This window comes from Marinomonas communis (assembly GCF_004363305.1).
GTDB lineage: Bacteria > Pseudomonadota > Gammaproteobacteria > Pseudomonadales > Marinomonadaceae > Marinomonas > Marinomonas communis.
This window is the reverse complement of record NZ_SNZA01000005.1, coordinates 257433-272469: the sequence shown is the minus strand read 5'-3', so window position 1 is coordinate 272469 and position 15037 is coordinate 257433. Positions and strand designations below refer to the sequence as shown.

Genomic DNA, 15037 nt, shown 5'->3' with positions numbered 1-15037 from the left:
GTGAATGCCTAAAGAAGGCATTCACCTGAACTTAGATCAACTCTTTACAGAGATTGATCCGCTTTTAAGCCGATTTCAAAACTGTCGATGTATTCGTTTGGCTTACGACCATCGTAGACAACACCATCAATGAAGTCTGACTGTGGTGCTTTGAAGCCATCTTCTGTTGCGAAGTCTGGGAATTCAGATGCATTCATCACGCCATCTTCGATCAAAGATTTCGCCGCTTCAGCATAAATATCTGGACGGTAAACTTTCTTAGCTATGTCCATGTACCAGTTATCAGACTTTTGCTCTGAAATCTGACCCCATCGACGCATTTGAGTTAAGTACCAAATGGCATCGCTGTAGTATGGGTAAGTAGCATTGTGACGGAAGAAAACGTTGAAATCTGGCACATCACGAATGTCTCCTTTTTCGTATTCAAACGTACCAGTCATGGAGTTTGCGATAACGTCGTAATCCGCACCGACATATTCAGAGCGAGACAATATTTCCACCGCTTCTGGTCGGTTGGCGTTGTTGTTTTCATCTAGCCACTTAGCTGCACGGATCATAGCCTTCACAACGCGAATATGGGTATTTGGGTTTTCGTCCGCCCAGCCTTTACTGACACCGAATACTTTCTCTGGGTTATTCTTCCAGATCTCGTAGTCGGTAATAACTGGCACACCGATACCCTTAAACACTGCTTGCTGGTTCCATGGCTCACCCACACAGTAACCGTAAATCGTGCCGGCTTCTAAGGTAGCAGGCATTTGTGGTGGTGGTGTCACTGACAGCAAGGCATCCGCATCAAGCTGACCACTGATGTCACCTTTATGTGGCGCGTAGTAACCAGGCTTAATACCACCCGCTGCAAGCCAGTAACGTAACTCGTAGTTATGGGTGGATACAGGGAATACCATACCCATATTGAAAGGCTTACCTTGAGCTTTGTATGACTCAACTACTGGTTTGAGTGCAGATGCTGAAATTGGGTGCTCAACCTTCCCATCAGCTCCGACAGGGATATTTTTCTTCATCTGCTCCCAAATTTCGTTGGAAACCGTAATACCATTACCGTTCAAGTCCATACTGAAGGCAGTAATGATGTGGGCTTGAGTACCAAAGCCGATGGTTGCACCCAAAGGTTGCCCCGCCAGCATGTGAGCACCATCCAACTGACCGTCAATAACTCGGTCTAGCAGCACTTTCCAGTTAGCCTGAGCTTCCAAGGTAACGTACAAGCCCTCATCTTCGAAATAGCCGTTCTCATAAGCAATCGCAAGAGGTGCCATGTCAGTTAGCTTAATGAAGCCAAATTTCAGTTCCTCTTTTTCTGGGTAGCCTAACTCAGCATAAGCTTGAGTCACCAAGCATGCAGAAATTGTTGCACCAATTGTCGCTACTTTGACCGCACCCATAACTTTAGATAGGGCTGGTTTTGTACTAAATACGGCTTTCATTCGCTGTTACTCCAATACCATTTCAAAGTCCAAAAAATAAAAAAGGCGCCTGCATCCATGAATGGTTGCAGGCGCCTTTGCCAAACCTTTTGCTTTCAATGTATTTGCCTACGTCATTGTAGGAACAAACTGTTCTAAGCATGTATTGAGTAAAGCAGAGTTCATGCCAAAAAAACAAAAACCTTATAATTCAAATATTTACAATATTTTAAGTAAGTAAAATTGTATACAAGGTTTCTTTACGCACACTCTTAGCACATTACAATATAAGATTGACCTTATTTAATGCACTGTATTTAACCGTTAACAACAACGCTATCTTCTTGAGACCGCTGCCCCTTCTTAACAAGTAGCGCCAATGAAAGACGATCTTTTATATGAAGCTTCTTATATATTGCTGTGAGATGGGCTTTAACTGTTCTTTCTGTGACATCAAGCTCTCTAGCGACTTCCTTGTTAGCTAACCCTTTAGCAATAAAACGAGCAACGGACACTTCTCTCTCTGACAGAAGATCAACTCCTTCAAACGGCATAGAATCATCAGATGTCTCAACCGATGTACTAGATTGCTTAATTAATTGCTGAATGAAATCCTTACCTCCCCAAATTTCACCCGAATCTACCACAGACAAAACAAGCTTTAACTGCTCTTTCGCAATATAAGGGGAACATTGACCATTAACCCCTTTAGAAAGCATACGAATAGCGGCAGATTGGCTTCTAAGATGAGGGAAAGCAATAATTTTCAGTGATGGGTGACGCTCACGTATCTCCACCACCTGCTCTACTTTCACGGAGAACTCATTGTCATCTAAATAAACAAAACAATAATCAAATTCGTTTTGATTAATGAGTGAAAATGACGTCTCTATGCTATTGCTTTGTACTAATTCAAATCCCTTAGGGCATACTGTATTCCAATGCTCTAAGACTGAATCATTTGTATTCCAGCAGAGTACTTTCAAGATCCGCCCCTTTATCCAAGCGTTACAACACACTAATTTTATTTATGAATGTTGCAGCTGAATGTTAACTTTTGTAAAACAGTCAAAAATATATGTATCTAGCGTTCACGTAACGCATTTTGCTGCGCTTTAAAGATAGGCTTCAGAAGATAGTCTAAAACTGTTTTCTTACCAGTGATGATATCCACGGAAGACTGCATACCGGGAATAATGGACAAGGGTGAAGACTCCGTACCCAAGTAATTTTTATTGGTTCTAACCTTCACCAAGTAATAACTATTCCCTTCTTCATCAAGAATAGTATCCGCAGAAATATTTTCAACCTGAGCTTCTAACCCACCATATATGGAAAAATCATAGGCAGTAAGTTTCACCATTGCAGGTAAATCAGGCTTAATAAAACCTACATCCTCAGGCCGCACTTTAGCTTCGATTAGCAAGGAGTCGTCTACAGGAACAATTTCCATTAAACTCATCCCAGGCTTGATAACACCACCTACAGTATTGATTTGAACCTGTTTTACAATGCCTTTGACAGGTGATCGAACCAATGTTCGATCAACTTTATCCTCAAGTGATACACTGGATTCTCGAAGTTGATCTAACTGCCCTCTAACCTCCGTCAATTGTTCTTGCGCATCGGCTCTAAATTTAGCAGAACTCTCTGCTAGCTTAGTACGGGCTTCCTCTAGAGCAGACTGTGCACGAGGTATCGCCAATCTAGAAGCCTGTAAATCACCCTGTAGCTGATTGACCTGACGCTCCAATTGCAACAATTCCACTCGAGAAACTGCGCCACTTTCAAATGCAGGCCTTGTTAAACTTAGCTCTTGGCTTGCAAGCTCATAGGTACTTTGAAAGTTTTCTAATTGTGCCCTTTGCTCAACAATTTCTTGTTCACGTTGAGCAATCTGTTGTTGAAATACCGCTTGATTCGCACGTAATGAGTCTTGCCTATTCTGATATAAGTCCTCTTCTCGGTTAACTATTTCAGGATAGTCTTGACGCATACCTTGCGAAAACACAGGTTCTCTCCCGCTTGCCTCTGCTGCCAAACGGGATGCCCGAGCCATCAAGTTCATTCTTTCCACCTGCTGCTCACGTAAAGACGATACGGCTTCTGTATTTTCGATGGTCATCAGCAACTGACCTTCTTCAACAGCCTGCCCCGCTCTAACACTTATCGCTTTAAGGATACCGCCTTCTAGGTTTTGAATTACTTGTACTTGGCTTGACGGTACTACAGTACCTTCACCAACAGTCACCTCATCAATAGAGGTATAATGAGCCCAAACAATCGCAGCCATGACAAATACAAAAATACTCCACAATATTATGCGGCTACCCTTAGGTGCTTTGAGCATAATGGCTGCGTTGCGATCACTTAAAAAGGTTAAATCAGACTGCGATACTTTCTGCTTGCGGTTAAACATACTTAACTGACCTTCAACTTGCCTTGACGAAGCGCTTCAAGAACATGCGCTTTTGGTCCATCCGCTAAAATCCTACCGTTATCCATCACAACAACTCTATCAACTAAATCGAGCATTGAAGATTTATGAGTAATTAGTATCAGTGTTTTGTCTTTAACAACATCGACCAAACGCTTACGCATCCTTGCTTCTGTAGTGTTATCCATTGATGCAGTTGGCTCATCTAGGACAAGTATATTTGGATCGAACAGAAGTGCTCTTGCGATCGCTACACTTTGACGCTGACCACCTGACAGGTTTTGACCACGTTCGCCAACAATGCTATCAAGTCCAGACGGCCTTCTATTAGCGAACTCAGACACGCCCGAAATATCAGCCGCTCGAATAATTGCCTCATCTTCAATAAACGGAACGCCAAAGCAAATATTATCTTTGATAGAGCCATAAAATAGAGAAACGTCTTGAGACACCGCCCCTACATTGCGGCGTAGATCAACAGGATTGATTTGGCGCATATCGATACCATCGGCACGTAACGCCCCTGTTTTAGGTGCATACAGCCCCATCATTAGCTTTCCAAGAGTTGATTTTCCTGAGCCAATACGGCCGATAATGGCTACTTTCTCTCCAGCGTTGATATGCAGATTAATATTGCTGATTGCATCCTGATCTTGCTCTGGATAGGCAAAACTCACACCGTCAAACTCAAAGCTTCCATCAAATCGTGGTCGGTGTACGAACTTCAATTCATCAGGCTGCTCAACTGGTGAAGCCATGATATCTTTCAAGCCATTGTATGCTGACTTGGCATGGTTATATCTTGCAGCTAATGAAGCGAACTGTGACATTGGACCTAGAGCTCGTCCAGTTAACATCACACATGCAACTAAAGCACCCATACTCATCTCTCGTTCAGAGATCATATAGACCCCAACGACCACCATCCCAACGGTCGTCATTTGTTGGGCAACCATGGCGAATGAAGAGCTAGACTGTGCTAATTGACGAGTCTTTAGACCCCAATCTGAAATATTACCAACTGCCTGTTCCCACTGCTGCTGCAGAGTACCCTGAGCATTGTTCAGTTTGACACTTTCTGCGTTAGCCAAGCTCTCAATCAAAACGGCATTTTTCTGCATTGACGTTTTCTGGCCCTCTTCAATTGAGCGCTTAAGAGGACGCTGTATGATTAACGAGTAAATCAGCACCAAAATGATTGTTACGATAGGTATATAACCAACAGGGCCGCCAATCAAATAGATCATACCTACAATCAAAAACATAAAAGGTATGTCTACCAGTGTTGTGACCGAGGCAGAGGTTATAAAGTCACGAATGCTTTCAAAGTCTTGCAAGTTTTTCGCAAATGCACCGACTGACCTCGGCCTTGAAGCCATTGTAATGTTATTCACTTTGGCAAAAATTGTTGCAGACATAAGTATGTCAGATTTTTTACCGGCCACGTCAATAAAGTAAGACCTAAGTGACCTGAGTAAGAAGTCAAAGCCATATACGACCGTCGCACCGATCGCAAGCACCCATAATGTATCAAAGGCGTTATTGGGTACAACGCGGTCATACACATTCATCACGAACAATGGGCTTGCTATGGCAAACAAATTAATCAGTAACGATGCGATAATGACGTCACGGTAGATACGCCATGAAGAGGTTAACGTCCCCCAAAACCAATGCTTACCATTGAGTTGCTGCTCTGCTGAAGACATTGAGCGCTTATCAAAGCGAAATTGAGGACGAACAAAGAAGCAGTAGCCCGTGTACATATCTAATAACTGAGAAATCGGTAAATAAACTTCACCCTCACCAGACTCAGGTAGAAATACTTTTGCTTGCTCATGCTCAGAATCGATTTCTATCAATACACAGGCTTGGTTATTCTCTAATAGCAGTACAACTGGCAAAAGTACGTCTGCAATTTTCTGTAATGGCCGTTTCACAAAACGAGTGACGAAACCAATACGCTTTGCGGCTCGCATAAAGAGTTCTGGCGTCATTCCTTGATCAGAAATAGGTAAACCAGCTCGAATACCATCTGCAGTGTATGGGTTATCAAAATGCTTAGATAAACTCACTAAGCAATCAACCAAGGGATCAACCGTTTCGAGCTTTTCAAGATGCTTATGCCATTTGCTAGAGCCTTTAACTGTTTCAGCGCCAATTTCATCGTCTTTTAGTGAAGCTTCTTGGCTCTGGCTCCCTTCCTGACCGCCCTCTTTTTCTTCACGTGTTTGCGAATTCTCATCGCTAGCACTGTGAACATTCTCATCACCTGCAGAGCCATTTAAACTTTCTTCATTGGAAATTCCAGCATCAATTTTTTCACTGGTACTATTTTCGCTGGCTAAAACATTTTCCTTATTACGTACACTCGAGCTCGCCTCATGTAAGTCGTCACTTTTTGAGACGACTTGTTGAGAGTTAATAGAGTCAGCATTCTGTTCGTCTAGTGTTTTAGTCACTACAGTCTTGTTTGAGCTAGCAACAGTCTTGTTTGAGCTAGCAACAGGAGTCTCTTGTTTACTAACTAATTCAGATTCCCTCGTTGTTTGTTTAGATGCATTCAACGACACCTTTGGTGTAACTTTTATACGCTTGGGCTCAGGGTCTTTGTTTTTAGTGTTAGGAGTTTGAGATGTAACAGGATCAGAACGGTCTCGCTTCAAGCTGGTATTTTGTGCCGCACTCACTGCATCAACAGAACGTTTATCATTTGAAGTATTCTCAGAACCCTCATCAGCAGCCTTTGCTACCTTATTCAAACTAGGTGTAGTACTGGCATTTCCCGCGGATGAACTCTGAGTGTTTAAAGAAAGTTTTTGGCTAGGCTTAGTTACAATTCGAGGGGCACTCTGTTGAGGTGTAGCCTCTTTCACTTGTTGCGCAGCATTTTGCTGCGATTTAGATACGTCAGCATGCTTAGCTACGGCTTTTTGAGAAGGCTTAATATTTGCCTGAACAATTTTGCGAGTTGGTTTGACTGATTTAAAGGCCAATACACGACTGTTGGTATTGAGCGAATCTGAGTTCTTTTGTTTTTCATCACCGTGAGACACTTTAGCCGAAGACTGCTCATCAACAGTGTCATCTGCAGCATTCTTAAAAAGTTGACGATCCAAGTCATAAAGCGAAGAATCATGTGCTTTATTAGGCTGTATTGACTGCGAATGCTCTTCCGAATTTCTATCAATCGATTTTGCATCTTTTGCTTTAGTCGTAAGTTTTGAACCAGCCTCTAAGGAAAAATAATCTGGATCTAACTTATCAAGCTGGTGTTGAGAAGCTTCACTTGGATCAAGGGAGCCTATTGTCCCGTCACGAAAAAGCTGAGGCGATTGTTGTTTTTCATCCTCTCCATCGACATTAATATCAAGGTTTAACCAAGATTGAGCATTCTCCTTTGTTCGCTCATGTCGATTTTTAGGCGCAACCTCCTGTTGTGCCTCTTTGCCCGTTTCGTCAGACTGCTTTCTTTTCCAAAATAAAGACATATAAAAACACTCTCTTCTTAACCTAACTGCTTCAGTAAAGGAGAAGCTGAATACAACAAGCTAAGTTAAATAATGAAACATACAATACTATTATTAACTATAATCGGCCAATGTAAGTAAAACTAAAGGAACTATCTATGTTATACGCAAAAATCAACGCATCAGGTCATGTGATAGATGTCGCGCCTTACCAGGACGATGAATATAACCAATTAGTATCACCACATGACCCGTTTGTTGCGGACATATTGGCTGCCAAACTAGACCAAGAATCCTCACAAGAACTACTCACTTCTTCAGACCAAGATATGATGCGTGTCCTCGAAGACTTGATTGATCTCCTGACGGAAAAGCGCCTTATCCAATTCACAGAGCTTCCCATGGCGGCACAGAAGAAGCTACTAAGCCGAAAATTCGTTCGTGGCATTCATTCTGGTAACAACGAAACTCTTATTGGTGAGATCCGTGATGATGATGCTTTAATCTAAGCATCATCTACGCTTTTTCATTCATCAAAGGGTACTGGTCGACCAATGCCGTAACCTTGAACTCCGCTGATATCAAATTTCGTTAATATTTCTACCTGTTGGTCTGTTTCCACACCCGTTGCAATCACATCAATATTCAAACTATTAAACATCTTACATAGCGTATGCATAAAGAATGATTCAGACTCTTTGCCAACGGCAAGTTTCGTATAAGACGGATCTACCTTCACATAGTCAGGCATCAAATTCTGTAAGTATTGGAATGCAGAAAACTGCTTACCAACATTGTCGATACCGAATTTAACCCGATGAGTTTTCAACGTCTGAGCTAACAAAAATGCATGGTCCTCAGTCCCTAATACACTTTGCTCAGAAACTTCAAAAGCCAAATTACTTTTCACCATGTCAGGTAGATCTTGTAGCGTTTTATCCAGCCAACTTACAAAAGACATTTTCGCATACGCTGAGGCTGATAAGTTCACCACAAATGGCCCGGTAATACTTGTCCCTTGGATTGCTTCAATAACACGCTGAATGATGACCTGGTCTACTTGTTCACCAAGGTCAAACTGCTCTGCCAAACCAATGAAATACCCTGCATGATATTGCTTATTTTCAAATTCTAAGCTGGCATATATTTCTTGTTGTAACAATTTGTTACGATCATGAGAAGAAGCCACTGCCTGACGTCGTAAAGCGAAACTTTTGTGGGCAATGGCATGCTCTAACATCTCCTTCCAAGCCATTCTACCAATAGCCATTTGCTGGCCAGTTTCAGAATCGAATACACTAAATTTGTTTGGTCCAGCTTGCTTCGCTGATCGCAATGCCGCATCTGCTTGAGCCATAGCATTAGATCGATCTACGGACGCATCGATCACGACTGCACCTATGTTGGCTACTGCATCTGAATAGCTAATACGCGCCCCCACCAAGTCATGCAAATCAGACATCACTGCATCAACAAGCGCTTTCAATCGATCCGTTTCAATGTTCGGAACCAAGGCAACAAAATCTGCACCATTTAAACGAGCCAAGGTAGCGTTAGGGAAATTGCTTAAATGCCTGTCTAAAATTTCAGCAGAGCTTTTAATGAAATTATCTGCCGCTTCATACCCCATCTCATTATTAATCTTCGCAAGATCGATAAGACTTATTAGCATTAAGCCATCATAAGTACGATCTGTGTCTGCGAAATGAGCAGAAGCCTGACTTTCAAAGAAATTACGATTCCCTAGACCACTAACAGGGTCTTTAAAGGCTTTCGCTTGAAGCCACTGAGCAGTCTGAGCCTCTGCGGCGAATTCACGCTCTAATTTGGCAGCCATACGGTTCATAGACTCAACCACTGACTTCAACTCTCGCGTTTTTGGCAAGGTTTTCATTTGTATAAAACGACGTTGCTGTATTGCTTCCGCTTGTTTTTCAACCTCAGCAAGAGGTTTAAACAACCAGCGTAACATTAAGCCGCCAAGCAATACGGACACGGTACCTATGGCGAAAAAGGAAATAAGTAAATCTCGAGTGGCTAGCCAAAGCTGATAATATCCATATCCCGCACTCCCCGTAACATACACCTGCCCTAGCTCATTCCAGCCGTTTGATATCACAGCGCTGGCCGTTGGCACCTCAAAGTCGATGAAGTCAATGAACCCTTGTGGCACACCAGAAATAACTGTTGTATTACTACGGATAATATTTTCATCGTTTGCGTAGGCGTGCACTCTTACCTGAGAAAAATATCCACTATCAAATACTGCGTTAACAGTACTTTCTACCGACGTATAATCTTCAAGCGCCATAAAATCGGATATCTGCATGCTCAAGGTGGTAGCTGAGTCTTGAGTCGTAGAGCGCAATTGATCAATTAAGTAGTTTTTCGTCGTCTGGAAATTTATGGCCATTACCACCATAAGCATCAGAGACAACAATAAAACGATGGTTAATAATAACTGTCTAAAGAGTGTCACAATTGATCTCCTAGCCTTCTAAATCCGTTAACCGGTTGTTTAAATCCGTCCATAAGCTCAGTCTAGAGGAGCCTCCTACTAACTGACCACGTCCTTTCTCTTTTGCTAACCATAAGTTTTCTGCATTAAAAGAATAAATTGGTAGCAGATCGTTGCGTTGTATCGCTGGTTTAATAGTCTTATCGAGGTTATCTAAAATGACAGGAACAGAAGTTGGGGTGTGATAGTACGCTAATACCATGTGGTGTTGATTTAAACGCAGTGCTTTAACATATACCAACCTCAATTTGTCATCAGGAACACCTAACTCCCGGAGGGCAAAATATTTAGCTATGGTAAAATCTTCACAGTCACCACCACCTGTTGCCAAGAACTCAATTGGAGTTGCCCAGTAGTCGTTTTTCCCCCAATGCTCCTGATCATTTACAAACCGCAACATATTAAAGAAGTTGTTTACATTCTGTAACTGCTGACTAACAGATAACCCTCTTGACTCTTCAACAGTTCGCCTCCAAGCCATGATTCTAAGTTCAGCTCGGTTACCGTACTGGGCACCTATTCGCTTCGCCAGGTTAATGTATTTTTGTGACACATCAGCAATCAGGTAAGATGCCGACCCTCCAACCATTAATGAGCATACAATCATTACAAGTTGTATACGTCGGGCAAACACTAAATAGAAACGACCTAGGTGCCGAGTCATAGAGCGCTACTCGCCTTGCTGGCTCGCTTTAAAGGCGGAAAGCTGCTCAGGAGTCGCATCTTTCTGGTATTTTTCTTTCCAAGAAGAGTACGGCTCTTTGTATACTACCTCCCTCGCCTCTTCATACGTCACAGTCACACCTCGCTCTTCAGCCGCAGACACATACCATTTGCTTAAGCAATTGCGGCAGAATCCAGCCAAGTTCATTAAATCAATGTTTTGAACATCTTTCCGCTCATCTAAATGCTCTAGAAGGCGGCGAAAGGCAGCAGCTTGTACTTCAAGTTCAGTTTGTTTATCCACTTTTTATCTCTTTACTTGTTCGGTGTTTATGTGAATCTGGCTGTAATTGCCATTGTAGTTCGATTACCTCACTAAAAAAGTTACGAACGTTAGACATTTGTAAACTTCCTAGTGCTTCCAAACAGTACGCCGCAGCCTCTAAGGTAGACAATGCTTTAGCGTTAGGTGATTTACGTATCTCATAATGAGACATTGGCGGAGCCGCAAAATTCACTGTCTTGAATCTTTTCAATCGATTATCTGTTAAGAACATTTTCTTTGCTTTAGGCCACGTACCATCTAACAAAATAACATGCCTAATTTGCTTTGCTTTATCTTCATCTAAGACTTCAATTGCAGTCGCAGTATCACTTGGGTAGAGCAGAACCGCAGCATCCACATCAACTTGTTCATAAAAGCATTGCATGGCTGACGAATCAGAAAAAGCAACTACATTAGTATTAGCGTAGCAGAGCTTAAACAGTCTAGCGCTGTTCTTTGCATGTTTTGCTTCCAATTTATCTTGAATAATCCATACGGTCGTATCGCCACTGATGGACACAACCAAATGACAAATGCATTGCTTTTCAGGATAGTGGCAGCGCGGGCATACCACTCTCTTCTTAGAGGTAGCGACACCGTCACGACCACTATTCATTAACCTAATTGTTCCAAATAGCGTTTAACCACATTATCCCAACCGTATTCTAGTGCTTCAATTGTCAGCGCATGACCAATAGAGACTTCAGTAATGCGTTGTTCGGAGCAAAGTAGACCAACATTCTCTAGATCTAAATCATGACCAGCATTAACGCCAAGCCCTGCGTCCAATGCTGCTTGCGCGGCTTCTTGGTATTGCTGATTAACGGCTTCTTTTCTCTCGGTTTGGTATGCTTGTGCATAAGATTCAGTGTAAAGCTCTACTCGATCGGCACCAACCATTTTAGCCATCGCCATGTTTTCTGGCTCAGGATCCATAAACAGCACAACTCGGATACCTTTTTCCTTAAGTTTGGCTATTACAGGGCGCAGGGCATCTTGGTCTCTCGCAACATTCCAACCATGATCTGAGGTCAATTGATTTGGGTCATCAGGTACCAGTGTGCACTGATCAGGCATAACCTCTAATACAACTTCAAGGAATTTAGCATCAGGAAAACCTTCAATATTCAGCTCTCGACCTGGATATTGCTTTAGCAATTCTTTTAATTCGTACGCATCACGGTAAGTCGCATGTCGTTGGTCTGGGCGTGGGTGAATAGTAATACCAAATGCGCCAAGCTCTAACGTACGCTGGGCCATCGTTAACATATTAGGGTAATCACGGCCGCGTGAGTTTCGCAGTAGGCCAATTTTATTTAGGTTTACACTTAGATGAGTCATGGTCTTTCCTATCATTTCACGTCATACCAAGTATACGCGATAGCCATGCCGGACTTTAAGAAATAAATACGGCGGATCAACGTCATAGTTACGTTTATGCTACAATCATCACCACTTTTGCGAAGGAGTTCACATTGTCTTCATACGAATCTTTTTCAGACATTTACAGCAGGGCTGTCTCACGCTTTGGTAGTGAGACAACATTGAGAAATCAACTCATTAGCCCCAAGTCAGAGCAGCAGCTTCTAAACATATCAGATGACCGCTGGCTAGCTGCCTTCACTCAAAAGATTTTTCAATCGGGTATGAACTGGCAAGTAGTCCGTAATAAGTGGCCTAATTTTGAAAACGCATTCTTCCAATTTGATGTGGAAAAAATGCTGCTAATCCACGATGAAATGTGGGAAGAAAAAGCCAAAGACCCAAGTATTATCCGGCACTTTGGTAAAGTCATGACGATCCGTGAGAACGCAATCATGATGTCTGAAGTTCAGGCTAAACATGATAGCTTTGCACAGTTTGTAGCAACATACCCTAGCAATAATATTGTTGAGTTGTGGCAATACCTTAAAAAGCATGGCGCTCGCCTCGGAGGCAACACCGGTGCCTACACCCTAAGAATCATGGGTAAAGATACTTTTTTACTAACAAAAGACGTTGAAGGTTACTTGCGTAATCAACAAATACTGACAACAGGGCGCGATACTCAGGCTGCACTAAAAGCAGCGCAATCCGCATTTAATCATTGGCATGAGGAGTCCAACTTACCCTATTGCCAAATCAGTCAGTGCATTGCTTACAGCGTCAACTAACGGAGAAGAAATGGCCGACTTAACTATTGATATTGTAGCCGACCCAGTTTGTCCATGGTGTTACCTTGGTTACACTCGCTTAAAAGCTGCAATGGAGCATCTAGGTGACGACTTCCGATTTGATATCCATTGGCTCCCTTTTGAGCTACACCCAGACATAGCCAAACTAGGAGAACCTAGAGCTCAGTTCCTAGGGAAAAAGTTTGGTAGCCAAGAAAAGTTAAATGAAGTCTCTCATGCCTTACAAAACGTGGGCTATGAAGCTGGTTTAGAGTTTAACTTTTCAGAAAAAGACATCATCCCAAATACAAAACTAGCCCATCAATTTATTGCCCAGGCCAGTCGAATCAACTTAGCCACACCTATGATGGTTGCTCTCTTTTATGCCTACTTTACCAAAGGTGAGAACATAGGGGATCAAAGTATTCTGGAACGTATTGCAAAAGAAGTAGGCTTCCAACCTGAAGACATAGAAGATGCGTTGTCGAGAGAGGCAGAATACTTAGTGGATGAGAAAATGGAAAAGTTAGTAAAACTGAACATCCAATCTGTCCCTACCTACATCATCAATGAGCAGTTCTTAGTGCAAGGGGCTCACCCGCCCGAGACTTTTGCTGAAATCTTAACTGACATTACAAAAGAGAAGGACGCATAAGCGTCCTTCTCTTTATGTGCATTGCATTTCCCTTGTACAGAAAATCTATCAGACCTCAAGTTTAAATAAATTTAATTTTATTGATAACTATTATCACTACACATAAAATCGAAAATAAATCGAACTGAGAGTGATTTTCATTTTATGTACGTTTGTCTTTGCAACGCTGTTTCTGATAAAGCAATCAAAAAGTCTATTGCCGAAGGCGCCACGACCATGCGCGAGCTTTATGCTGAGCATTGTGTAGGCAACCAATGTGGAAAGTGCTGTAAGGACGTAAAAGGAATCCTTAACGAGGAGCTCTTGAAACTGGCAGACGAACTCCTCGTCAAAGTTGCTTAAGAAAAAGCAAGGCTTAATCTGGGGAAGATTCGCCCATCTGAGACTGCAAGTAATTCTCTAGCCCTGCGGTCTTGATCAAATGCTGCTGAGTTTCCAGCCAATCAATCTGCTCTTCCTGCTCATCTTGGATGTGCTCAAGCACTTCACGACTGATGAAATCTTTCTTCTCTTCGCAAAGTTTTACACCCGTCTGAAGATCAGGCAATGTGGCCAATTCGAAAGACAAATTAGAGGCAATCATTTCCTCGCTATCTTCACCAATGCGAAGTCTTCCTAGATCTTGCAAATTAGGCAGCCCTTCCAAAAACAAAATACGCTCAATCAAGCGATCTGCATTTTTCATTTTTTGGATTGAAGTTTTGTAATCTGCTTTGTCTAGGAGCTCAAAGCCTTGATCTTTAAACATGCGCGCATGTAAAAAATACTGGTTAATACCAACAAGCTCGTTGGCTAACACCTTATTCAAGCTGGCAATGACTTGCTTATCACCTTTCATAGGAACTCCTATTACATTTGCGACTGGATGTAATTTTGCTCACCGATGGTATCCATCAAGCGCAACTGCTTTTCTAACCAGTAAACATGGTCTTCTTCGGTATCGAATAGTAATTTCTCAAGCATCTCACGAGTCTGATAATCACCTTCTTGCTCACAAATGGCGATTACATCACGCACCGCAGCAACAACTTCTAACTCAAGCGTAAGGTCATTTTGCATGATGGAGCGAACATCGCTACCGACAAGTAAGTCACGGCGCTTAGTCAAACAAGGTGTACCTTCTAGGAACAAAATACGCTTAATTAGCCAATCACAGTGGTCTTTTTCTTCATCCATTTCATGGTTCAAGCGCTCATATAGCTTGCTTAAACCCCAATCATCATACATACGTGAATGGATGAAGTACTGATCGATCGCTGCCAGCTCATTCTCCAATAGCGCATTCATGCTATCGATAACTTTTTGACTGCCTTTCATGTGGATATACCCCTTAATTCTTAGTGGCTATTTAAAAATAGCACCAATTTGTTTCAATACTAAATTTAACTA

At 42.3% G+C, this 15037-nt stretch carries 15 protein-coding genes; 4 read left to right on the top strand and 11 right to left on the bottom strand.

What is annotated here, in order from left to right:
* Window positions 1–44 precede the first annotated feature (44 nt).
* The 4 genes from C8D85_RS14910 to C8D85_RS18250 all read right to left on the bottom strand — a co-directional run bounded on the left by C8D85_RS14910 (window position 45) and on the right by C8D85_RS18250 (window position 7355).
* Entirely contained in the window at window positions 45–1406 is a 1362-nt protein-coding gene (locus C8D85_RS14910; RefSeq protein WP_211342214.1) for a CmpA/NrtA family ABC transporter substrate-binding protein, read from the bottom strand.
* A gap of 338 nt (window positions 1407–1744) precedes the next feature.
* Window positions 1745–2413, bottom strand: coding sequence for a response regulator transcription factor (locus C8D85_RS14905; RefSeq protein WP_133564178.1), 669 nt, complete (start codon window positions 2411–2413; stop codon window positions 1745–1747).
* Between the two features lie 98 nt (window positions 2414–2511).
* Complete coding sequence (locus tag C8D85_RS14900) at window positions 2512–3846, bottom strand: HlyD family type I secretion periplasmic adaptor subunit (protein WP_133564176.1); 1335 nt, start codon at window positions 3844–3846, stop codon at window positions 2512–2514.
* Window positions 3847–3848: 2 nt separating this feature from the next.
* Window positions 3849–7355, bottom strand: coding sequence for a type I secretion system permease/ATPase (locus C8D85_RS18250; RefSeq protein WP_133564174.1), 3507 nt, complete (start codon window positions 7353–7355; stop codon window positions 3849–3851).
* Between the two features lie 137 nt (window positions 7356–7492).
* Here C8D85_RS18250 and C8D85_RS14890 point away from each other — a divergent pair, with 137 nt between their 5' ends.
* Window positions 7493–7843, top strand: coding sequence for a hypothetical protein (locus tag C8D85_RS14890; RefSeq protein ID WP_133564172.1), 351 nt, complete (start codon window positions 7493–7495; stop codon window positions 7841–7843).
* A gap of 17 nt (window positions 7844–7860) precedes the next feature.
* On the opposite strand, the gene C8D85_RS14885 is transcribed toward C8D85_RS14890, so the two are convergent.
* Genes C8D85_RS14885 through C8D85_RS14865 form a run of 5 tightly spaced genes read right to left on the bottom strand, consistent with a single transcriptional unit; the run spans window position 7861 to window position 12181 of the window.
* Entirely contained in the window at window positions 7861–9813 is a 1953-nt protein-coding gene (locus C8D85_RS14885) for a bifunctional diguanylate cyclase/phosphodiesterase (protein WP_133564170.1), read from the bottom strand.
* Window positions 9814–9823: 10 nt separating this feature from the next.
* Complete coding sequence (locus C8D85_RS14880) at window positions 9824–10516, bottom strand: transglutaminase-like cysteine peptidase (protein WP_244937031.1); 693 nt, start codon at window positions 10514–10516, stop codon at window positions 9824–9826.
* Window positions 10517–10522: 6 nt separating this feature from the next.
* The gene (locus C8D85_RS14875) at window positions 10523–10819 is read right to left on the bottom strand and encodes a DUF1244 domain-containing protein (protein WP_133564168.1); all 297 of its coding nucleotides are present in this window, start codon (window positions 10817–10819) and stop codon (window positions 10523–10525) included.
* A complete protein-coding gene (locus C8D85_RS14870; RefSeq protein ID WP_133564166.1) occupies window positions 10812–11456 on the bottom strand; it encodes a tRNA-uridine aminocarboxypropyltransferase in 645 nt (214 codons plus the stop codon). The genes C8D85_RS14875 and C8D85_RS14870 overlap by 8 nt, the downstream gene beginning before the upstream one ends.
* Window positions 11456–12181, bottom strand: a complete 726-nt coding sequence (locus C8D85_RS14865) for a pyridoxine 5'-phosphate synthase (protein WP_133564164.1) — start codon at window positions 12179–12181, stop codon at window positions 11456–11458. Before C8D85_RS14865 ends, C8D85_RS14870 begins: the two co-directional genes overlap by 1 nt.
* A gap of 134 nt (window positions 12182–12315) precedes the next feature.
* On the opposite strand from C8D85_RS14865, the gene C8D85_RS14860 reads away from it, so the two are divergent.
* The 3 genes from C8D85_RS14860 to C8D85_RS14850 all read left to right on the top strand — a co-directional run bounded on the left by C8D85_RS14860 (window position 12316) and on the right by C8D85_RS14850 (window position 13990).
* Window positions 12316–12993 (top strand): DNA-3-methyladenine glycosylase I, encoded by a 678-nt coding sequence (locus C8D85_RS14860; protein WP_211342208.1) that lies wholly within the window; start codon window positions 12316–12318, stop codon window positions 12991–12993.
* Window positions 12994–13003: 10 nt separating this feature from the next.
* Entirely contained in the window at window positions 13004–13648 is a 645-nt protein-coding gene (locus C8D85_RS14855; RefSeq protein ID WP_133564160.1) for a DsbA family oxidoreductase, read from the top strand.
* A gap of 144 nt (window positions 13649–13792) precedes the next feature.
* Entirely contained in the window at window positions 13793–13990 is a 198-nt protein-coding gene (locus tag C8D85_RS14850) for a (2Fe-2S)-binding protein (RefSeq protein ID WP_133564158.1), read from the top strand.
* Window positions 13991–14003: 13 nt separating this feature from the next.
* On the opposite strand, the gene bfr (C8D85_RS14845) is transcribed toward C8D85_RS14850, so the two are convergent.
* Together bfr (C8D85_RS14845) and bfr (C8D85_RS14840) are read right to left on the bottom strand one after the other, a co-directional pair.
* Entirely contained in the window at window positions 14004–14486 is a 483-nt protein-coding gene (bfr, locus tag C8D85_RS14845) for a bacterioferritin (RefSeq protein WP_133564156.1), read from the bottom strand.
* Window positions 14487–14497: 11 nt separating this feature from the next.
* Window positions 14498–14965, bottom strand: a complete 468-nt coding sequence (gene bfr / locus C8D85_RS14840; RefSeq protein ID WP_133564154.1) for a bacterioferritin — start codon at window positions 14963–14965, stop codon at window positions 14498–14500.
* Window positions 14966–15037: the final 72 nt, after the last annotated feature.

Excerpts from the sequence above, each read along its gene's own strand:
- C8D85_RS14865 (WP_133564164.1), bottom strand. The coding sequence starts at position 12,181 with ATGACTCATCTAAGTGTAAACCTAAATAAAATTGGCCTACTGCGAAAC.
- bfr (WP_133564156.1), bottom strand. The coding sequence starts at position 14,486 with ATGAAAGGTGATAAGCAAGTCATTGCCAGCTTGAATAAGGTGTTAGCC.
- C8D85_RS14880 (WP_244937031.1), bottom strand. The coding sequence starts at position 10,516 with ATGACTCGGCACCTAGGTCGTTTCTATTTAGTGTTTGCCCGACGTATA.
- C8D85_RS18250 (WP_133564174.1), bottom strand. The coding sequence starts at position 7,355 with ATGTCTTTATTTTGGAAAAGAAAGCAGTCTGACGAAACGGGCAAAGAG.
- C8D85_RS14855 (WP_133564160.1), top strand. The coding sequence starts at position 13,004 with ATGGCCGACTTAACTATTGATATTGTAGCCGACCCAGTTTGTCCATGG.
- C8D85_RS14850 (WP_133564158.1), top strand. The coding sequence starts at position 13,793 with ATGTACGTTTGTCTTTGCAACGCTGTTTCTGATAAAGCAATCAAAAAG.
- C8D85_RS14910 (WP_211342214.1), bottom strand. The coding sequence starts at position 1,406 with ATGGGTGCGGTCAAAGTAGCGACAATTGGTGCAACAATTTCTGCATGC.
- C8D85_RS14900 (WP_133564176.1), bottom strand. The coding sequence starts at position 3,846 with ATGTTTAACCGCAAGCAGAAAGTATCGCAGTCTGATTTAACCTTTTTA.
- C8D85_RS14870 (WP_133564166.1), bottom strand. The coding sequence starts at position 11,456 with ATGAATAGTGGTCGTGACGGTGTCGCTACCTCTAAGAAGAGAGTGGTA.
- bfr (WP_133564154.1), bottom strand. The coding sequence starts at position 14,965 with ATGAAAGGCAGTCAAAAAGTTATCGATAGCATGAATGCGCTATTGGAG.
- C8D85_RS14890 (WP_133564172.1), top strand. The coding sequence starts at position 7,493 with ATGTTATACGCAAAAATCAACGCATCAGGTCATGTGATAGATGTCGCG.